Here is an 18,262-nt window from a genome sequence, read left to right on the forward strand (position 1 = left end):
CCTGCGCACCCGCGCTCAGCGGCGCAGCCGGACGACCTTGCTGAGTCCCTCGGCCATCCCGTGCTGGGCCGGCACCACCACCCGGTAGCGGCCCCTCGACAGGTCCAGCACCCGCTGCCCCTTCGCCCCGCGGGTGGTGGAGCGCTTCACGCGCTTCCACTTCTTGCCGGCCTTGCGCTGCACCACGAAGGCGTAGTCGACCTCGGCGCTGCCGGGGGTCACCCGGACCCGCAGCCGCGACTTCTTCCGCACCGCGGTCGCCGAGACCGAGACCGGGACCGGGACGGGGGCGGGCGGCTCGACGACCCCGGGAACCGGGGGCTGGACCGCCGGGACCACGTCGAAGGCGTGGACCGCCGGCTCCCCCTGGTTGCCGGCCGGGTCCTTGGCCCGCACCCGGAACACGTGGGCGCCGGTGCCGACGGCGACGGTGGCCGGGCTGGAGCAGGCCACCCAGGCGCCGCCGTCCAGGCTGCAGGTGAAGGTGGAGCCCGCCTCGCCGGCGACGAAGGTGAAGGCCACCGAGCGCGTCGCCCCCGCCTCCACCTCGAGCCGTGCGGCCGGGGCCGAGGTGATGGTGGTGGCCGGAGGGACGGTGTCGAGCGCCACGTTGACCCGGCGCTTGACCACGATCTGCTCGGTGACCAGGCGCCCTTCGGCGTCCAGCACGAACGACCCGTCGGGGTGCCGGTCGAACGCGTAGACGTCCACCGCCACGTCGCCGCCCCGGTCCGACTCCACCACGACGTCGAGGTTGCCGAGCACGTCGGTCTTGAACGCCTCCGGCTCCGGGGTGTCGTCGAGCACCCAGATCATCAGGCTCACCGGTCCCGCGACGTCGGGGTCCACCACCCGGCCGGTCACCCGGATCCTGCGGTCCTGGGGGGAGGTGATCTGCATCGGCCCGTCGCTCACGACCGGCACGGCCGCGACGGCGGACGGCGCCGGCACGAGGACCAGCCCCGCGGACAGCAGCACCGCGCCCGTGATGGCCCCGGCGACCCGGCGACCTCTTCCCCTCATCGGCTCCCCCTCCGTCGGGCGCCGACTCGTCTTGTGCCGGTGCCGGCGGCAGGCTACCGCTCCCCGTCGCCCGGCGGCGCGACGCGAGGCGGGGGTGGACTCACTCGGGGACGGCGTGGCGCGGCGGGAGGCCGGAGAGCGCCTGCTTGACCAGGGCCACCCGGGCGGCCACCACCACCCGGCGCCGCAGCCTGCCCCCCTCGTCCCCGAGCTGCTCCTCGACGGCCGCCAGCACCTGGGCGTCGGTGAAGGCCGGCCGCTCGCCGGGCGCCACCTCCACGTCGGGGAGCGCCGCGAGGACGGGCAGCAGCTGGTCTCCGAGCCCCTCGAGGACCTGGTAGCGGGCGTACCGGTCCATCGACTCCCACACCTCGTCGGCCGTGGTGCGGCCCTTGCGGACGTCCTTGCGGCGGGCGGCCACCACGGCCTTGGCCGCCGTGGTCAGTGCGGTGGTGAGCTCGTGCTCGGTGAATCGCATGCCTCCAGCATGCCCGCTGACCCGAACGGATGGAGTCGTGGCGGACCGGGTACGTCGGCGTCGGCGCGGAGAGCCCGCGCGGGAAGGGTGGAAGGACGACATGCGCGAGAGCGACGACATCGGCGACCAGCACGAGGAGCGGAGCAGGCCGAGCACGGACCAGCCGCTCAACGGGCCCCGCAAGGGACCGTGGAAGCCGCTGCTGGTGACCGTCGCCCTGTTCGCCGCCCTGATCGCCCTCTACCTGCTGGGCACCTACTTCCTGGTGCCCGCGGACTGAGCGACTCAGCGGCCCTCAAGGACCCCCAGCGGCCTCAGCGGCGCAGGCGCACGACCTTGCTGCGGGCCGCGGCCATCCCGTGCTGGGCCGGGACCAGCACCCGGTAGCGCCCCTTGCGCAGGTCGAGCAGCTGCTGCTCCTTCGCGCCGCGGGTGGTGGAGCGCTTCACGCGCTGCCACTTCTTGCCGGCCTTGCGCTGCACCACGAAGGCGTAGTCGACCTCGGCGCTGCCCGGGGCGACCCGGACCTGCAGCCGGGACTTCTTCTTGACCGCCTTGGCCTTGACCGAGACCCCTGCGCCCGGGAGCGGGCCCGGGGGCGCCGGCGGCGCGGTCGCGGGCACCACGCTGAAGGCGTGCGAGACCGGCTCGCCCTGCACCCCGGCGGGGTCCTTGGCGCGCACGCTGAAGACATGGCTGCCGACGCCGACCTGCACCGTGGCGGGGCTCGCGCACGGCGCCCACCCGCCTGCGTCGAGGGCGCAGGTGAAGGTGGCGCCCGGCTCGTCGGCGGTGAAGGTGAACGGGACCGAACGGGTCGTCCCGGCCTCCACCTCGACCACCGGGGCGGGACCCGAGGTGATGGTGGTGACCGGCGGCCTGGTGTCGATCATCACCTGGAAGGGCGGCACCCTGTCCTTGGTGGTGAACAGGTAGAAGCCCTGGCCGTCCGGCCGCGGGTCGACGACCCAGACGTCGACGATCACGTCACCGCCCCGGTCCGCCTTCACCGTGACGTCGACCTGCATCTGGGCGTCGGGGTGAGCCACGTGCCTCGACGAGCCCGTGACCTCGCCCTTCGCGTCCAGGTAGTGGACGTAGATGTGCACCTCGGTGGGGCCGCCGACCGGCTCGGGGTCGAAGACGGTGCCGGCGACCCGCACCTGCAGGTGCCCGGGCGAGGTGACCTGCACGCCTACCGCGGACAGCATGGGCCGGTCGGCGGCACCGGCGGAAGGCGCTGGCAGGGCCGCCAGCCAGGCGGTCAGGAGGACGCCGATCAGGCTTCCCCGCCACGTCGTCGCTGCTCGTGTCCTGGTCATCGCATCCCCCTCCGGCGCGGGCCGCGCCTCCCCACCGTGCGGCCGCAGGCAGGGTACCCCTCGCCGGCCCCGCGTTCAGCGCGCATTCAGCCAGCGGGCGCACAATGACGAAGGTCAGGTCCGGACCGCCAGGCGGGAGAGTGGGATGCGGGTGCTCGTCGTCGAGGACGAGAAGCGACTGGCGCGCTCGCTGCAAGTGGGTCTCCAGGCGGAGGGCTTCGCGGTCGACGTGGCCGGTGACGGCACCGACGGGCTCTGGCTGGCGCGCGAGCACGACTACGACGCGATCCTGCTCGACCTGATGCTCCCCGGGATCAACGGCTACAAGGTCTGCGAGACCCTGCGCGCCGAGGGCAACTGGACGCCGGTGCTGATGCTGACCGCCAAGGACGGCGAGTGGGACCAGGTCGAGGGGCTGGACACCGGCGCCGACGACTACCTGACCAAGCCGTTCTCCTTCCCGGTGCTGGTGGCGCGGCTGCGCGCCGTGATCCGCCGGGGCGCGCGGGAGCGGCCCACCCTCCTCGAGGCCGGCGACCTGCGGCTCGATCCTGCGGCCCGGCGCGCGTGGCGCGGCGACACCGAGCTCGAGCTGACCTCCCGGGAGTTCTCCCTGCTCGAGCTCCTGGTGCGGCACAAGGGCGACGTGCTCTCCAAGACCCGGATCCTGGACTCGGTCTGGGACGTCGACTTCGAGGGCGACCCCAACATCGTCGAGGTCTACGTGCGCCACCTGCGCAACAAGATCGACCGGCCCTTCGGTCGCGCGGCCATCGAGACGCTGCGCGGCGCCGGCTACCGGCTGGCGAGCAACGGTGGCTGAGCGGGGGCGGGCCGCCCGGTCCTCGGTGCGGCTGCGCACCACGGCCGCCGCCACGGTGGTGGTGGCGCTCGCCCTGCTGGCCGGTGCCGCGGCGCTGGTCGCCATGGTCCGCGGGTCGTTGCTCGAGGGCGCGGAGCGCACCGCGGAGCAGCGCGCCACCGCCGTCGCCGAGCAGGTCGACTCCGGCGACCTCCCCGCCGAGGTCCCGCGACGGGACGACGGCCGCTCGGACGAGCGCGACGAAGACGAGGCCGACGAGGACGACGGGGCCGACGACGCGGTGGAGGACGCGCTCGACGACGGGGCCGTGCTGTGGCAGGTGCTCGACGCCCGGGGACGGGTGCTGCGCTCCTCGCCGCCCGGACTGCCCGCCCTCCCCGCCGAGGACCGGAGCCGGGTCCGGCTGCCGGGCGCCGAGCACGACCACCTGGTCGTCGCCGAGGAGGCCGACCTCCCCGGCGACGAGCCGGGCACCGTGGTCGCGGCCGTCTCGCTGGAGGAGGTCGACGACTCGATCACCGCCCTGCTCCCGCCGCTGGCCGTGGGCCTCCCGCTGGTGCTCCTGGTGGTCGCCGGGGTGACCTGGGTGGTGGTCGGGCGCGCCCTGGCGCCGGTCGAGCGCATCCGTCGCGAGGTGGAGCAGATCACCGGGGACCGCCTGGACCGCCGGGTGCCCGAGCCCGGGTCGCGCGACGAGGTGCACCGGCTGGCCCGCACCATGAACCAGATGCTGGCCCGCCTCCAGGCCTCCCAGGACCGGCAGCGGCAGTTCGTCGCCGACGCCTCCCACGAGCTGCGCTCCCCGCTCGCCGGCATCCGGCAGACCGCGGAGGTGGCCACGGCACACCCCGGGGCGCTGGCCGAGGGCGAGCTGGCGGAGGCGGTGCTCGAGGAGTCGCTGCGGATGCAGCGTCTGGTCGAGCAGCTGCTCCTGCTCACCCGCGCCGACGCGGGCGCCGTCGTGCCCCGTCGCGAGGTCGACCTCGACGACCTCGTCCTGACGGCCACCCGCGCCGTGCGCCGCGACGACCTGCGGATCGACGCCTCCGGGGTGGAGCCGGCCCGGGTGCTCGGCGACCCGGTGGGGCTCGGTCAGGTGGTGCGCAACCTCCTCGACAACGCCGTCCGGCACGCCCGCAGCACGGTCCGGGTCTCGCTGCGAGCCGCCCCGACCGAGGCGGTGCTGGTCGTCGACGACGACGGGGCCGGCATCCCGGAGGGCGAGCGCGAGCACGTCTTCGAGCGGTTCGTCCGGCTCGACGAGGCCCGGGCCCGCGACGACGGCGGGAGCGGCCTGGGCCTGGCCATCGTCCGCTCGATCGTGGAGGCGCACGGAGGGCGGGTCGGCGTCCAGGAGTCCCCCGCCGGAGGGGCGCGGCTCGTGGTGCACCTCCCCGCCAGCCGTTAGCCTCGCTGCGTGAGCACCCCGGACGACGGTCGCGCGCCCCTCCCCGAGCACCCCGGCTTCCTGCGCCAGGGCGTGCAGGACCTCTGGGACGACGCCCGAGGGGTGGTGCTGGTCTCGTTGCCGGTGCTGCTGGGCGCGTGGATCGGCTACCTGGTGGCCGGCATGGACGGCCTGGTGGTGGGCGGGGTGCTCGCCGCGGTTCTCGTCGCCCTCTACGGCGGGTGGCTCCTGGTCGCCGTCGTCCGCGACGGGGTCCGGCGGCTGCGCGGCTCCGGTCGCTGAGCCCGCCCGACCGTCCGCCTCAGGCCTGCGGGGGCCGCGCCAGCGCGAGGGTGACGGCCACCGTCGTGCCCTCGCCCGGCGCGCTGGTCAGCCGGTAGGTGCCGGCGTACAGCCCGACCAGCTCCCGGAAGACCGCCAGCCCCAGGCCGGTGCCGCCGTGCCGCCGGGTCATCGACCCGTCCCCCTGGATGAACGGGTCGAAGAGGGTGGCCTGCCGCTCGCGGCTGATCCCGATGCCGGTGTCGGCGACCTCCAGGCACAGCGCGACCCGCTCCGGGCCGGGATCCACCAGGCCGAGCCGCACCCGCACCTCGCCCTCGTCGGTGAACTTCACGGCGTTCTCCAGCAGGATGTCGGCCATCTGCGCGAGCTTCGGCGGGTCGCCGATCAGGGTCTGCGGGACGGCCGGGTCCACCTCCACCGAGACCGTCAGTCCGCGCCGCTCGGCCTCCGGGGCGACCTGCGCGTTCAGGCGCTCCAGCATCTCGCGCGGGTCGAAGGGCTCGCTGCTCAGCTCGGCGCTCCCGGTGGCCAGGCTGATGTAGTCGAGCAGGTCGTCGACCAGCCGGAGCAGCCGCTCGCCGGAGCGCTGGGCGGTGCCGAGCAGCATCGGGCCGGGGGCCGCCATCTCGACGTCCTCGAGCATCTCCAGCGCGGCGATCGTGGCGGCCAGCGGCGTGCGCAGCTCGTGGCTCACGTTGGCCAGGAAGAGCGACTTGGCGGTGTTGGCGTCCTCGGCGTCCTTGCGGGCCTGCTCCAGCTCGCGCAGCGCGCGCTTGGGCGCGGTGACGTCCTCGACGATGCCGTGGACCCCGACCACCTCGTCGTGGACGATCACCGGCACCCCGGTGATCACCACCTCGACCGTGGTGCCGTCCTTGCGGAGCAGCTCGCACTCCACGGTGGAGGGGTGCCGGTCGACGACCCGGCCGAAGGCCTCCACCACCCGGTCGAGGTCGGCGGGGGCGACGAGCCGCTCGAAACCCATCGCGAGGAACTCGTCCTCGGTGTAGCCGGTCAGCTCGCTGCTCACCCGGTTGACCGCCTGGTAGCGGCCCTCGAGGTCGAGCGCGAACGCGGCGTGGGGGGTGTGGGTGAACAGGGACCGGTAGCGCTCCCGGTCCTCGGCACAGGAGAACCCCGCCCACGAGCGGAGGCTCTGCTGCCCCACGACCGGTCCCGGCTGCCGGCGCTGCTCCATGCGACCCTCCCGAAAAGGTGCCCCGTCGCGTCCGACCCTAAGTCAGGGCACCGGGCTCCGGGACAGGTATCCCCGAGATGGGCCGGACTGACCGGGGCCGCAACCGGGTACCGGTGGGCGACCATGGAGATCCTCTCAGTCGCGGGCGCCCTGCCTCCGCACCGTCACCGCCAGCGCGAGATCACCGACGCGATGGCCAGGGTGGTGGCACGCGGCGCCCTGGACGAGCGCAAGATGCGGGCCCTGCACGCGAACGCCGGCGTCGAGCAGCGCCACCTCGTGCTGCCGCTGGAGCAGTACGCGGAGCTCTCCTCGTTCGACGAGGCCAACGACCTCTTCCTCGAGCACTCCGTCGCCCTGGGCGCACGGGCCCTGCAGGAGGCGCTGGCGGCTGCGGGCCTGGCGCCGAGCGACGTCGACCTGATCGTCTCCGCGACGGTGACGGGGCTGGCCGTCCCGTCGCTGGAGGCCCGGATCGCCGCGGTGGTCGGGCTGCGCCCCGACGTGAAGCGGCTCCCGCTGGTGGGGCTCGGCTGCGTGGCGGGGGCGGCCGGCACCGCCCGCCTCCACGACTACCTGGTCGGCCACCCCGACGAGGTGGCCGCGCTGGTCGCGGTGGAGCTCTGCTCGCTGACGGTGCAGCGCGACGACGTCTCGGTGGCCAACCTGGTGGCCAGCGGCCTCTTCGGCGACGGCGCCGCGGCGCTGGTCGGCGCCGGGGCGTCCCGCAGCGGAGCGGTCCGGGTGATCGACAGCCGCAGCCGGCTCTATCCCGGCTCCGAGCGCACCATGGGCTTCGACGTCGGCAGCACCGGTCTGCGGATCGTGCTCGACGCGCAGGTCCCCGCGATCGTCGGCCGCTACGTCCGCGACGACGTCGACGGCTTCCTCGCCGGCCACGGACTCACCCGGGACGACGTCGGCTTCTGGGTCTGCCACCCCGGAGGGCCCAAGGTGATCGAGGCGCTGCGCGACACCCTCGAGCTGACCGACCACGACCTGGCGCTGACCACCGACTCGCTGCGCCGGATCGGGAACCTCTCCTCGGCCTCGGTGCTCCACGTCTTCGCCGACACCCTGCGCGAGCGGCCCCCCGAGCCGGGTTCCTTCGGCATGCTGATGGCCATGGGACCGGGCTTCTGCTCCGAGCTGGTGCTGCTGCGGGCGCCCGAGGACCCTCGCCCGTGACCTCGCTGACGGCCTTCGTGGTCCTGGTGCTGCTGGTGGCCCTGGAGCGGCTCGCCGAGATGGTGGTGACCCGGCGCAACGCCGCGTGGAGCTTCGCCCACGGCGGCGTGGAGAGCGGCCGGGGTCACTACCCGGTGATGGTGCTCCTGCACACCGGCTTCCTGGTGGCGATGCTGGTGGAGGCGTTCTGGCGCCGGCCCGACGTCCCGGCGCCCCTGGCCTGGTCGATGCTGGCGCTGGTCGTCGCGGCCCAGGCGCTGCGCTGGTGGTGCATCGCCACCCTCGGCCGCCGCTGGAACACCCGGGTGATCGTGGTGCCCGGGCTGCCGCCGGTGACCTCCGGCCCCTACCGCCGGCTCTCCCACCCCAACTACGTGGCCGTGGTCGTGGAGGGGGTCGCCCTGCCCCTGGTGCACGGCTGCTGGATCACCGCGCTGGTCTTCACCCTCGCCGACGCCGTCCTGCTCCGGGTCCGGATCCGGGTGGAGGAGGAGGCGCTGGCCACGCTGCCGGCCCGCTCCCCCAGGACCCCGCGTGATGCGTGACCTGGTCGTCGCCGGCGGCGGGCCGATCGGCCTGGCCACCGCCTTGTACGCCGCCCGCGCCGGGCTCGACGTGGTGGTCCGTGAGCCCCGGGCCGGGGTGGTCGACAAGGCCTGCGGCGAGGGCCTGATGCCCGGCGCGGTGGCCCGGCTCGGCGACCTCGGGGTGCGGCTGGAGGGCCGGCCGCTGGCCGGGATCCGCTACCTCGACGGCCACGGGCACGCCGCCGAGGCGCCGTTCCGGCACGGCCCGGGTCTGGGGGTACGGCGCACCCGGCTCCACGCCGCCCTGGGCGAGCGCGTCGCCGAGGCCGGCGTCGAGGTGCAGCACGCGGCCGTGCGCGAGGTCCTCGAGACAGGCGACCACCTGCACATCGACGGGGAGCCCGCCCGCTTCCTGGTCGCCGCCGACGGCCTGCACTCGCCGGTGCGGCGCCTGGTCGGCCTCGAGGAGCGCCCGCGGGGCCCGCGCCGCTACGGCCTGCGCCGCCACTTCCAGGTCGCGCCCTGGACCGACTTCGTCGAGGTGCACTGGTCGGCGCAGGCCGAGGCCTACGTGACCCCGGTGGGCCCCGGCGAGATCGGCGTCGCGGTGCTCAGCGCCCGGCGCCTCCCCTTCGAGGAGCTGCTGGCCGCCTTCCCCGCGCTGCTGGACCGGGTGGGGGGCCACCCGGGGGGTCCGGTCCGGGGGGCGGGCCCGCTGCGCCAGCGGGCGCGGGCGCGCTCCCGTGGGCGGGTGCTGCTGGTGGGCGACGCGGCCGGCTACGTCGACGCCCTCACCGGCGAGGGCATCGCCCTGGGAGCGGCCCAGGCGGAGGCGGCGGTCCGGGCGGTGGTGGCCGGCGACCCGGCCGGCTACGACACGAGGGCCCGGCGGCTGGGCTGGCGCCACGACCTGCTGACCCGGGGCCTGCTCGCCGGCACCCGCTCGCGGACGGCCCGCCGGGCCATCGTGCCGATCGCCGGCCGGCTGCCCGGTCTCTTCGGGGCCGCGGTCGACCAGCTGGCGAGGCCGGTGTGAGCGCCGCCGCCCTGGCCCGGGCCACCCATCCGGGGCCGGCCCTGGCGGTCACCGTGCTGGCGGCGGCGCTGGCGGTCGCGGGGGGCCTGGGGCCCGGGCGCGTCGCGCTGGTCACCGCCGCGGTGCTCACGGGCCAGCTGAGCGTGGGGTGGTCCAACGACCTGGTCGACCGGCGCCGCGACCTGGCGGTCGGGCGGCGCGACAAGCCCCTGGCCACCGGCGAGCTCGACGTGCGGCTCACCCGGGCCGCCTGTGCGGCGGCGGTGCTGGCCACCGTGGTGCTGTCGCTGGCCTGCGGCTGGGCGGCGGGGCTGGTGCACCTGGGGTGCGTGGCGGCGGCCTGGGCCTACAACCTGGGCCTGAAGTCGAGCGTCCTCTCCTGGCTTCCCTATGCCGCGGCCTTCGGCGGCCTGACCGTCTTCGTGGCCCTGGCCGGCGCGGAGCCCGCGCTGCCGCCGTGGTGGGTGCCGGCGGCGGCCGCGATGCTGGGGGTCGGCGCCCACGTGGTCAACGCCGTCCCCGACCTCGCCGACGACGCCGCCACCGGCGTCCACGGGCTGCCGCACCGGCTGGGCGCCCGCCGGTCGACCCTGGCCGCCGCCTCGGTGCTGGTCGCCGCCTCGGTGGTGGTCGCCGTCGGCGCCTCGTCCGCGCCGCGACCGCTGGTCGTGGCGGCCCTGGTGGTGGTCCTCGTGCTGGGGGCGGTGGCGGTGCTCGCGCGTGGCCGCACCCCCTTCCGGGCGGCGGTGGCGATCGCGCTGGTCGACGCGGTCCTGGTGGTCGCGGCCCGCTGAGCCCGGCGGCTCGTTTGACAGGGGCGCCGGCCGGCGCTTCCATGACCCATGACCTCCGACGTGACCCACGCCACATCCAGCCCCGTCGCGTCCGGCGCCGCGCCGCCGTTCGACACGGTGATCCGCCGGGCCCGCTGGTTCGACGGGACCGGCGGCCCGTCGGGCGTGCGCGACGTGGGGCTGCGCGACGGGCTGGTCGCCGCCGTCTCGGCCGACCCGCTCGACACCACCGGCTGCCCCGAGGTGGTGGAGGCCGCCGGGCGCTGGCTGATGCCCGGGATGATCGACATCCACACCCACTACGACGTGGAGGTGCTGCGCGGGCCCTCGCTGCGCGAGTCGCTGCGCCACGGCGTGACCACCGTCCTGATCGGCTCCTGCTCCCTCTCCACCGTGCACGTCGACAGCGTGGACGCCGGCGACCTCTTCGGCCGGGTCGAGGCGATCCCCCGCCAGCACGTCATCGACCACCTGCAGGATGCGAGGTCCTGGCGCGACGCGGCCGGCTACGTCGAGGCGCTGGAGGGCTTGGCGCTCGGCCCCAACCTGGCGGCGTTCCTCGGTCACTCCGACATCCGGACCGCCACCATGGGCCTGGACCGCGCCACCCGCGCCGAGGAGCGCCCGAGCCCGGCCGAGCAGCACCGGATGGAGGAGATGCTCGCCTCCGCGCTGGACGCCGGGTTCGTGGGGATGTCGGCCCAGCAGCTGCTCTTCGACAAGCTCGACGGCGACCTGTGCCGCTCCCGCACCCTGCCCTCGACCTTCGCCAGGAGCCGCGAGATGCGCCGGCTCCGGTCGATCCTGCGCCGCCGCGACCGGGTGCTCCAGGCCGGCCCGGACGCCTCCCACCCGCACACCGTCGTGGTGCAGGCACTGCACTCGATCGGCCTGCGCGCCCTCGGCCGCCGGCCGCTGCGCACCAGCCTGCTCTCGGCGGCCGACCTCAAGGCGATCCCGTTCGTCATCCACCTGATGCGCGGGCTCGCCGCGGTGGTCAACCGCCTGGGCGGCGACTTCCGCTGGCAGCACCTCCCGGTGCCGTTCGAGGTCTATGCCGACGGCATCGACCTGGTCATCTTCGAGGAGTTCGGCGCGGGGGCGGCCGCGCTCCACCTGAGCGAGAGGATCGCCCGTGACGAGCTCATGCGCGACCCGGCCTACCGGGCGGCGTTCCGCAAGGACTACGAGTCGAAGTACTCCCCGCGGGTGTGGCACCGCGACTTCTTCGACGCCGAGATCACCGCCTGCCCCGACGCGGACGTGGTCGGCAAGTCGTTCGGCCAGGTCGGCGTCGAGCGCGGCGGCCAGCACCCGGTCGACGCCTTCCTCGACCTGGTCGTCGAGCACGGCACCGCGGTGCGCTGGCGGACCACCATCTCCGGTCACCGGCCCGAGGTGCTGCGCAAGATCGCGGCCGAGAAGGGCGTGCAGATGGGGTTCTCCGACGCCGGGGCCCACCTGCGCAACATGGCGTTCTACAACTTCGGGCTGCGCCTGCTCAAGCACGTGCAGGACGCCGAGCGGGCGGGCTCGCCGTTCCTCACCGTGGAGCGGGCGGTGCACCGGATGACCGGCGAGCTGGCCGACTGGTACGCGATCGACGCCGGTCACCTGCGGGTGGGCGACCGGGCCGACCTGATGCTGGTCGACCCCGCCCGTCTCGACGAGACGGTCGAGACCTACGCCGAGGAGCCCTGCGAGCAGTACGGCGGGCTCTCGCGGATGGTCAACCGCAACGACGCGGCGGTGCCGCTGGTGATGGTGGGCGGGCGCACGGTGTTCCGCCACGGCACGCCCACTGACCTGGTGGACCGCGAGCGGACCGGCCGGTTCCTGCGGGCGGGCGCGGTCGACCGGGCTCCGGTGGCCGCTCGGACGGCGCACCCCGTGAGCCGCGGGGCATGAGCCGCCCTCACCCCCTACGCTGCGTCCCGTGACCCGCTCCAGCACCGACTCCGCCCCCGACTCGCCCGACTCGCCCGGCACCCCCGCGGCGCGGCCGCGCAGGAGGCGCCGGTGGGTGCGCCGCACCGCGCTGGGGCTCGTCGTGGTGCTGGTCCTCGCCGCGGTCGGCTTCTTCACCCTCGCCCCGCGGATCGTGGAGAACTCCCTCAACCAGCTCACCGACGCCGACCTGCCGGCGGTCACCGAGGAGACCAGGGCGCTGCACGACCGGCTGACCATCGTCGACATGCACTCCGACACCCTGATGTGGGACCGCGACCTGCTCGAGCGGGGCGACCGCGGCCACCTGGACCTGCCCCGCCTGGAGGAGGGCAACGTCGCCCTCCAGGTCTTCTCCTCGGTCTCGAAGTCGCCGAAGAAGCAGAACTACGACTCCAACACCGACGAGACCGACAACATCACGCTGCTGACGCTGGCCCAGGCACAGCCGCCGCGGACCTGGACGTCGCTGCTCGAGCGCTCGCTCTACCACGCCGACAAGCTGGACCGCGCGGCCGAGGAGTCGCAGGGCAGGCTCCGCACCATCCGCACCCGAGGCGACCTCGAGGAGCTCCTCGCGGCCCGCGGGAACGGCGAGCAGGTCACCGGCGCCCTCTTCTCGGTCGAGGGGCTGCACAACCTCGAGGGTGACCCGGCCAACCTGCAGCGGCTCTTCGACGCGGGCGTCCGGATGGCCGGCTTCACCCACTTCTTCGACAACGAGACCTCCGGCTCGATGCACGGGGAGGAGAAGGGCGGGCTCACCGACCTGGGCCGCGAGGTGCTGGCCGAGATGGAGCGGCTCGGCATCGTCGTCGACATCGCCCACGCCAGTGCGCCCGCGGTCGCGGAGATCCTCGAGACGGCGACACGACCCCTGGTCTCCAGCCACGGTGGCGTGCAGGCGACCTGCGGGGTCAACCGCAACCTCAGCGACGAGCAGATCAAGGCGGTCGCCGCCACCGGCGGGGTCGTCGGCATCGGCTACTGGGACGCCGCGATCTGCGACCCCACGCCCGAGGCCGTCGTGGACGCCCTGGAGCACGTCATCGAGGTCGGCGGCCTCGAGACCGCCGCCCTGGGCAGCGACTACGACGGCGCCACCACGGTCGCCTGGGACGTCAGCGAGATCGCGGTGATCACCCAGGAGCTGCGGGACCGGGGCCACAGCGAGGCCGACGTCGCCGCGATCATGGGCGGCAACACGCTGCGGGTGCTGGGCGAGGTTCTCCCCGACTGACGCGGCGCTGAGGGGTGAAGGGCCTCGCGGCTGGGTACGCAAGGGCCCTCACCGCACCGCGCCCCGAGGAGCACCATGAAGCTCGTCCCCTCCGCCCTCACCGGGCTGGTGTCGACGCCCCGCGCCTACGACCCCGGGCGGGAGGTCAACCTGGCGGGCTTCGCCGGCAGCCTGCTCTCCTACTCCGCGATCGTCGCGCTGACCACGGCGGTCGCCAGAGCGCGGCCGGGGCAGGTGCCGGAGAGCTACGGCGTCCAGGACCTGCTGCTCGGCGGCGTCGCCACCCACAAGTTCACCCGGCTCGTCTCCCGGTCCTCGGTGGCCAGTCCGCTGCGGGCGCCCTTCGTGCGCTTCGAGGCACCCGCGGGCTCCGGTGAGCACCTCGAGCACCCCACCGACGACGGCCCGATCCGCCACACCGTCGGCGAGCTGCTCACCTGCCCGTTCTGCCTCGGGGTCTGGGTCAGCACGGCGTACGTCGCCGGCCTGACCTTCGCGCCGCGGGCGAGCCGGGCATGGGCCGGGGTGATGGTGGTGGTCTCGGTCTCCGACTTCCTCCAGCACGCCTACGCGCGCCTGCGCGACGACTGAGTGCCGGCCGCGTCCACTTTGCCGGTTCCGGCCCACGGGGCACCCCGCCCACGCTTCACTGTCGTGCACGAGCCCTCGGGGTGAGCCTCGACGCACCACACGACCAAGGACGCGACCACTGCCATGACCGACACGCCGCCCAGCTGGAGAGACGTCGCCAACGGACGCTTCGAGGTCGAGCCGAAGCCGCTGCCGACCTACGAGGCGGAGCGTGACGAGCCGGTCGCCACGGTCGGCACCGCGGCGTCCGAGACCGAGGAGCGGCACGGGGGCGCGGGCCGTCTCTGGGCGGTCGGCCTCGTCGCGGCCCTGGCGGCCGGGGCGGCGGGCTTCGCCGCCGGCGCCGGCGACCTGCTCGGCGACTCGGACTCCGGCCGGCAGGTCCGCGCGGCCGAGCTGAGCTCGCTCGAGGAGGACCTGAGCAGCCGCGAGGAGGCGCTCGAGGAGGAGCAGAAGAAGCTCGCCAAGGCCGAGCGCAGACTGACCAGGAAGCAGAAGGCGCTCACCACGCGGGCCAAGGGCCTCGAACGGCGCGAGCAGGCGGTCACGGCCGCCGAGGAGACGCTGGCCGAGCAGTCCGGCCCGGCCGACCGCGTCCTCGGCGACGGCGTCTTCCAGGTCGGCGTCGACCTCCGCCCCGGGACCTACCGCTCGTCGGGGGGCAGCGACAGCTGCACGTGGGCCGTGCGGTGGGCCGAGATCGGTGGCGAGACCCTCCTCGAGGGGTCGGTCACCGGTGGCGACGAGGCCACGGTCACCCTGGACGCCGGGCGCTTCCTGGAGACCTCCGGCTGCGGCGACTGGTCGCTCCAGCCCTGACCCGGCGGCGCCGGGCAGCACCGCTCAGGCGAAGAGGGAGACCGCCAGCACCATCGGCAGGGAGACCACCGAGGCCACCGAGGTGGCCAGGGTCAGCGTCTTGAGCGCGCCCTTGGTGGAGAGGCCGAGCAGGGCCTTGAACATCCAGAAGAAGTTGCTGTTGACCTGGAGCGCGAACATCGCCCCCGAGGCGATGGCGAGGCCGACTGCGACCGGGGCGACGTCGAGCGAGCCGACGATCGGCCCGATGATCCCGGCCGCGGCGATCGCCGCCACCGAGACCGACCCGATGGCCAGGTGGAGCAGCGCGGCGACGAACCAGGCCAGCAGGATGCTCAGGATCACCGGGGCGCCGGTGTCGGCGGTGAAGAACCCCTCGAGGACCTCGTCGAGGTCCGTCGCGCCGATCACCGCGCCGAGCGAGCCGCCGACGCCGGTCACCAGCAGGATCTCGCCGGTGGTCTGGAAGCCGTCGTCCAGGGCCTCGCGGGTGCGGTCGAGCCCGGCCGTGCCGCGGGAGAGCGCGTAGGCCCCGACGAGCCCGACGAAGAGCGCGAAGTTGGCGTTGCCGAGGAACTCGATGAACGGCGTGGAGAAGTCGAGCAGGTCGGCGAAGGCCCCGAAGGCGATCATCGCCAACGGCACCAGGATCGGCAGCAGCAGCACAAGCAGCGGCAGCCGTCGGGCGCCACCCGCCTCACCTTCGGTGTCCGCCTCCTCCTCCGCGGCCGCCTCCGCGGCGGCCTCCCGCTCGGCCAGCGCCTGGTGGAGCTCCTCGTCGGTCTCGGGCTTCCAGAAGCCGCGGCTCAGCACCACCCGCATCACCAGCGAGGTCAGGACCGCCGTCAGCGGCCCGATCACGATGCCGAAGAGCAGCCAGGTGCCGAGCGAGACGTCGAGGAGGCCGGCGATCGAGATCGCCGCCAGGCCGGGGATCACGAAGACGTAGCCGGCGAAGATGCCGGCGCCCAGGGCCGAGGCGAGCAGCGGCAGCCCGATCCGGCCCAGCCGCGGCGCGGCCGAGCGGGCCACGGGCGCGGCCAGCACCACCTGCACGTCGACGTAGATCGACGGCAGCACGGTGGAGAGCAGGGTGGAGAGGGTGTAGGGCAGCCGGGTGGCGCCCACGACCCGGACCAGGACGTCGACCAGGCGCTGGAAGGTGCCGTTGACCTGCAGCAGCGCGCCGATCAGCACGCCGAACCCGATGAGCAGGCCGACCTCGGCCATGATCTCGCCGAACCCGAGGGTGATCGCCTCGATCGTCCCGGTGACTCCCACGCCGGAGGCGAGGCCGAGGTAGAGCGAGGCGATGATCAGCGAGATCACCGGGTCGACCTTGAAGCGGATGATCAGGCCGATCGCCAGGACGATCGCGACGGCGGTGTGCAAGGCGATCACCCGGTCAGTGTGGCACGTCGGTGAGACGCAGATCACTGCGACGCGGCGGCCGTGAGACGCGCCGTAGCCGAAAGACGCCACGACGCCCGCCTGGGTCTGCCATCCTGCGCCGATGGAGATCGACGAGCTGGACGTGAGCGAGGAGCTGCGCCGTCGCGTCGCGGCGACGGGGCAGACCACCGACACCTGGCCGGTGGTCGTGGACGGGCAGCCGCACGTCCTGGCGGTGCGGGAGGGCGCGCTCTGCGTCTACGGCCTGGAGACCGAGCGGGTCTTCCGCTGGGCCGAGCTGCGCCGGGTGGTGGCCGAGGGTGGGACGCTCGGCCTCCGCGCCGCCCACTCGCCGACGATGACCAGGCTGGGCCTGGTCACGGCCGCCCACGGGCCGCAGATCGTGCGCGCGGTGGAGCGGGCCGGCGGACCGGTCGCGGCGCCCGAGGGAGCCGAGTCGCCCACCGACGCCGAACGGGCGCAGCGGATCCTCAACCTGGCCGTCGCCGGCGGGATCCTCCTGCAGCTCGCAGCGGCCTTCGTGCTGTGGGTGGTCGCGGCACGAGAGGCGGAGCGCGTCCTGGACGGCACGGCGACGCAGGCCGGCAGCCCGGGGGCCACCGTGCTCGCCCTGCTCCTCGCCTCCGCGGGCGGACTCTGCGTCCTCCTCGGGGTGATCGGCTGGGGCGTGGTGCTGGGCCTGCGGGCCGCGCGCCGGCCCTGACTCTCAGGCGTACTGGATGAGCTTGGTCTCGAGGAAGGCGCTCAGGCCCTCGACGTTGCCCTCGCGGCCGAGCCCCGACTGCTTGTAGCCGCCGAAGGGCTGCACGACGCACATCCCCCAGGTGTTGACCGAGATCTGCCCGGTGCGCACCCGTCGGGCGATGCTCTCGGCGAGCTCCACGTCGGAGGCGTAGACGGCCCCGGAGAGTCCGTAGTCGGAGTCGTTGGCGATCTGGATCGCCTCCTCGACCGTGTCGAAGGGGATCACGCAGACCACCGGCCCGAAGATCTCCTCCTGCGCGATCCGCATGTCGTTGCGCACGTCGGCGAAGATCGTCGGCGGCACGTACCAGCCGCGGTCGAGATCCTTCGGTCGCTCGCCGCCGGTGACCAGGCGGGCGCCCTCCTCGATGCCGATCTGGATGTAGCCCTCGACCCGCTCGCGCTGGCGCTCGGCGGCCAGCGGGCCGATCACGGTGTCGGCCTCGCGGGGGTCGCCGACCTTGACGCTCTCGAAGATGCCCTTGAGCGCCTCCACGACCTCGTCCTGCCGGTGCCGCGGCACCACGATCCGGGTGATCGCGGCGCAGACCTGGCCCGAGGAGCCGATGCCGGCGAAGGCCAGCGTCGGGAGGACCTGGTCGAGCGGGATGTCGTCGGCGATGATGCCGGCCGACTTGCCGCCGAGCTCGAGGGTGACCCGGGCGATGCGGTCCCCGGCGAGGCTCATGATCCGGCGTCCGGCGGCGGTGCTGCCGGTGAACGAGATCTTGTCCACGTCCTTGTGCTTGACCAGGTACTCCCCGACCTCGCGACCGCCGGGGAGCAGGCTGATGACGCCCTCGGGCAGGCCCGCCGCCTCCAGCGCCTCGGCCAGGATCAGGGTGCTGACCGGGCCCTCCGGGGCCGGCTTGAGCACCACGGTGCAGCCGGCCGCGAGCGCCGGGCCGATCTTGAGCGAGGCGGTGGCGACCGGGCCGTTCCACGGGATGATGACCGCGACGACGCCGACCGGCTCGCGGACCAGCTTGCCGTGCCCGTCGGCCCAGGTGCGCTCCTCCTCGAACTCGAAGCGCTCGTGGAGGGTGGCGGCGTCGCCCCACATCTTGATCGCGTTGCCGTGGAAGGCCTCGCTGATGGCCGCGGGAGCCCCGATCTCGGCGGTGAACGACTCGATCATCTCCGGCAGCCGGTTCTCGACCTCCTTGCCGACCCGCGCCAGGACCTCGGCCCGCTCGGCGGGCGACATCCGGGGCCAGGGGCCCTCGTCGAACGCCCGGCGGGCGGCGGCGACCGCCTTGTCCATGTCGGCCTCGGCGGCCTCGGGGACGGTCGCGATCACCTCCTCGGTGATCGGCGAGACGACCTCGATGGTGCGGTCGGTGCTGGGCTGGACCCACTGGCCGCCGATGAAGAGCTTGTCGAAGCTCCTGATGTTGCCCTCGCTCATGGACTTCCTCTTATCTCT

The 18,262-nt window shown here is 74.4% G+C and carries 19 protein-coding genes; 13 read left to right on the forward strand and 6 right to left on the reverse strand.

Annotation, left to right across the window (positions count from 1 at the left end; genetic code table 11):
• Positions 1-15 precede the first annotated feature (15 nt).
• Together AC4BG9_RS07570 and AC4BG9_RS07575 are read right to left on the reverse strand one after the other, a co-directional pair.
• A complete protein-coding gene (locus AC4BG9_RS07570; RefSeq protein WP_490570467.1) occupies positions 16-1,023 on the reverse strand; it encodes a hypothetical protein in 1,008 nt (335 codons plus the stop codon).
• Between the two features lie 100 nt (positions 1,024-1,123).
• Positions 1,124-1,501, reverse strand: a complete 378-nt coding sequence (locus tag AC4BG9_RS07575) for a hypothetical protein (protein ID WP_490570468.1) — start codon at positions 1,499-1,501, stop codon at positions 1,124-1,126.
• 100 nt (positions 1,502-1,601) lie between these two features.
• On the opposite strand from AC4BG9_RS07575, the gene AC4BG9_RS07580 reads away from it, so the two are divergent.
• Positions 1,602-1,781, forward strand: coding sequence for a hypothetical protein (locus AC4BG9_RS07580; protein ID WP_490570469.1), 180 nt, complete (start codon positions 1,602-1,604; stop codon positions 1,779-1,781).
• Between the two features lie 34 nt (positions 1,782-1,815).
• Here the strand turns inward: AC4BG9_RS07580 and AC4BG9_RS07585 are convergent, their stop codons facing one another.
• Complete coding sequence (locus tag AC4BG9_RS07585; RefSeq protein WP_490570470.1) at positions 1,816-2,823, reverse strand: hypothetical protein; 1,008 nt, start codon at positions 2,821-2,823, stop codon at positions 1,816-1,818.
• A gap of 145 nt (positions 2,824-2,968) precedes the next feature.
• On the opposite strand from AC4BG9_RS07585, the gene AC4BG9_RS07590 reads away from it, so the two are divergent.
• From AC4BG9_RS07590 to AC4BG9_RS07600, 3 genes are read left to right on the forward strand one after another with little or no spacing between them, the layout of a single operon-like run.
• Positions 2,969-3,646 carry a response regulator transcription factor gene (locus AC4BG9_RS07590; protein ID WP_490570471.1) on the forward strand — a complete coding sequence of 226 codons (678 nt, stop codon included), beginning with the start codon at positions 2,969-2,971 and terminating at the stop codon, positions 3,644-3,646.
• Positions 3,639-5,054 (forward strand): sensor histidine kinase, encoded by a 1,416-nt coding sequence (locus AC4BG9_RS07595; protein WP_490570472.1) that lies wholly within the window; start codon positions 3,639-3,641, stop codon positions 5,052-5,054. Before AC4BG9_RS07590 ends, AC4BG9_RS07595 begins: the two co-directional genes overlap by 8 nt.
• 9 nt (positions 5,055-5,063) lie before the next feature.
• Entirely contained in the window at positions 5,064-5,336 is a 273-nt protein-coding gene (locus tag AC4BG9_RS07600) for a hypothetical protein (protein ID WP_490570473.1), read from the forward strand.
• 19 nt (positions 5,337-5,355) lie between these two features.
• Here AC4BG9_RS07600 and AC4BG9_RS07605 read toward each other — a convergent pair whose 3' ends face one another.
• Positions 5,356-6,537 carry a PAS domain-containing sensor histidine kinase gene (locus AC4BG9_RS07605; protein ID WP_490570474.1) on the reverse strand — a complete coding sequence of 394 codons (1,182 nt, stop codon included), beginning with the start codon at positions 6,535-6,537 and terminating at the stop codon, positions 5,356-5,358.
• Positions 6,538-6,660: 123 nt separating this feature from the next.
• On the opposite strand from AC4BG9_RS07605, the gene AC4BG9_RS07610 reads away from it, so the two are divergent.
• The 8 genes from AC4BG9_RS07610 to AC4BG9_RS07645 all read left to right on the forward strand — a co-directional run bounded on the left by AC4BG9_RS07610 (position 6,661) and on the right by AC4BG9_RS07645 (position 14,679).
• Positions 6,661-7,725 (forward strand): type III polyketide synthase, encoded by a 1,065-nt coding sequence (locus AC4BG9_RS07610; protein WP_490570475.1) that lies wholly within the window; start codon positions 6,661-6,663, stop codon positions 7,723-7,725.
• Positions 7,722-8,270 (forward strand): isoprenylcysteine carboxyl methyltransferase family protein, encoded by a 549-nt coding sequence (locus tag AC4BG9_RS07615; protein ID WP_490570476.1) that lies wholly within the window; start codon positions 7,722-7,724, stop codon positions 8,268-8,270. Before AC4BG9_RS07610 ends, AC4BG9_RS07615 begins: the two co-directional genes overlap by 4 nt.
• Complete coding sequence (locus AC4BG9_RS07620; protein WP_490570477.1) at positions 8,263-9,288, forward strand: NAD(P)/FAD-dependent oxidoreductase; 1,026 nt, start codon at positions 8,263-8,265, stop codon at positions 9,286-9,288. The genes AC4BG9_RS07615 and AC4BG9_RS07620 overlap by 8 nt, the downstream gene beginning before the upstream one ends.
• The gene (locus AC4BG9_RS07625) at positions 9,285-10,082 is read left to right on the forward strand and encodes a UbiA family prenyltransferase (RefSeq protein ID WP_490570478.1); all 798 of its coding nucleotides are present in this window, start codon (positions 9,285-9,287) and stop codon (positions 10,080-10,082) included. The genes AC4BG9_RS07620 and AC4BG9_RS07625 overlap by 4 nt, the downstream gene beginning before the upstream one ends.
• Before the next feature lie 48 nt (positions 10,083-10,130).
• Positions 10,131-11,990, forward strand: coding sequence for an N-acyl-D-amino-acid deacylase family protein (locus tag AC4BG9_RS07630; protein WP_490570479.1), 1,860 nt, complete (start codon positions 10,131-10,133; stop codon positions 11,988-11,990).
• A gap of 28 nt (positions 11,991-12,018) precedes the next feature.
• Positions 12,019-13,269, forward strand: a complete 1,251-nt coding sequence (locus tag AC4BG9_RS07635) for a dipeptidase (RefSeq protein WP_490570480.1) — start codon at positions 12,019-12,021, stop codon at positions 13,267-13,269.
• 75 nt (positions 13,270-13,344) lie between these two features.
• The gene (locus AC4BG9_RS07640; RefSeq protein ID WP_490570481.1) at positions 13,345-13,860 is read left to right on the forward strand and encodes a DUF1360 domain-containing protein; all 516 of its coding nucleotides are present in this window, start codon (positions 13,345-13,347) and stop codon (positions 13,858-13,860) included.
• A gap of 123 nt (positions 13,861-13,983) precedes the next feature.
• Positions 13,984-14,679, forward strand: a complete 696-nt coding sequence (locus AC4BG9_RS07645) for an Rv1352/Rv1906c domain-containing protein (RefSeq protein ID WP_490570482.1) — start codon at positions 13,984-13,986, stop codon at positions 14,677-14,679.
• A 24-nt stretch (positions 14,680-14,703) separates the two neighbouring features.
• Here AC4BG9_RS07645 and AC4BG9_RS07650 read toward each other — a convergent pair whose 3' ends face one another.
• The gene (locus AC4BG9_RS07650) at positions 14,704-16,080 is read right to left on the reverse strand and encodes a GntP family permease (protein ID WP_490570483.1); all 1,377 of its coding nucleotides are present in this window, start codon (positions 16,078-16,080) and stop codon (positions 14,704-14,706) included.
• 112 nt (positions 16,081-16,192) lie between these two features.
• Between AC4BG9_RS07650 and AC4BG9_RS07655 the strand changes: the two genes are divergently transcribed.
• Entirely contained in the window at positions 16,193-16,795 is a 603-nt protein-coding gene (locus tag AC4BG9_RS07655; protein ID WP_490570484.1) for a hypothetical protein, read from the forward strand.
• Between the two features lie 3 nt (positions 16,796-16,798).
• Here the strand turns inward: AC4BG9_RS07655 and AC4BG9_RS07660 are convergent, their stop codons facing one another.
• Positions 16,799-18,244 (reverse strand): aldehyde dehydrogenase, encoded by a 1,446-nt coding sequence (locus tag AC4BG9_RS07660; RefSeq protein WP_490570485.1) that lies wholly within the window; start codon positions 18,242-18,244, stop codon positions 16,799-16,801.
• Positions 18,245-18,262 lie beyond the last annotated feature (18 nt).

This window comes from Nocardioides sp. Z40_12 (genome assembly GCF_058215795.1).

Coding starts and splice junctions, on each gene's coding strand:
- AC4BG9_RS07610 (WP_490570475.1), top strand. CDS start 6,661: ATGGAGATCCTCTCAGTCGCGGGCGCCCTGCCTCCGCACCGTCACCGC.
- AC4BG9_RS07660 (WP_490570485.1), bottom strand. CDS start 18,244: ATGAGCGAGGGCAACATCAGGAGCTTCGACAAGCTCTTCATCGGCGGC.
- AC4BG9_RS07585 (WP_490570470.1), bottom strand. CDS start 2,823: ATGACCAGGACACGAGCAGCGACGACGTGGCGGGGAAGCCTGATCGGC.
- AC4BG9_RS07575 (WP_490570468.1), bottom strand. CDS start 1,501: ATGCGATTCACCGAGCACGAGCTCACCACCGCACTGACCACGGCGGCC.
- AC4BG9_RS07590 (WP_490570471.1), top strand. CDS start 2,969: ATGCGGGTGCTCGTCGTCGAGGACGAGAAGCGACTGGCGCGCTCGCTG.
- AC4BG9_RS07655 (WP_490570484.1), top strand. CDS start 16,193: ATGGAGATCGACGAGCTGGACGTGAGCGAGGAGCTGCGCCGTCGCGTC.
- AC4BG9_RS07580 (WP_490570469.1), top strand. CDS start 1,602: ATGCGCGAGAGCGACGACATCGGCGACCAGCACGAGGAGCGGAGCAGG.
- AC4BG9_RS07630 (WP_490570479.1), top strand. CDS start 10,131: ATGACCTCCGACGTGACCCACGCCACATCCAGCCCCGTCGCGTCCGGC.
- AC4BG9_RS07645 (WP_490570482.1), top strand. CDS start 13,984: ATGACCGACACGCCGCCCAGCTGGAGAGACGTCGCCAACGGACGCTTC.
- AC4BG9_RS07605 (WP_490570474.1), bottom strand. CDS start 6,537: ATGGAGCAGCGCCGGCAGCCGGGACCGGTCGTGGGGCAGCAGAGCCTC.
- AC4BG9_RS07620 (WP_490570477.1), top strand. CDS start 8,263: ATGCGTGACCTGGTCGTCGCCGGCGGCGGGCCGATCGGCCTGGCCACC.
- AC4BG9_RS07570 (WP_490570467.1), bottom strand. CDS start 1,023: ATGAGGGGAAGAGGTCGCCGGGTCGCCGGGGCCATCACGGGCGCGGTG.
- AC4BG9_RS07640 (WP_490570481.1), top strand. CDS start 13,345: ATGAAGCTCGTCCCCTCCGCCCTCACCGGGCTGGTGTCGACGCCCCGC.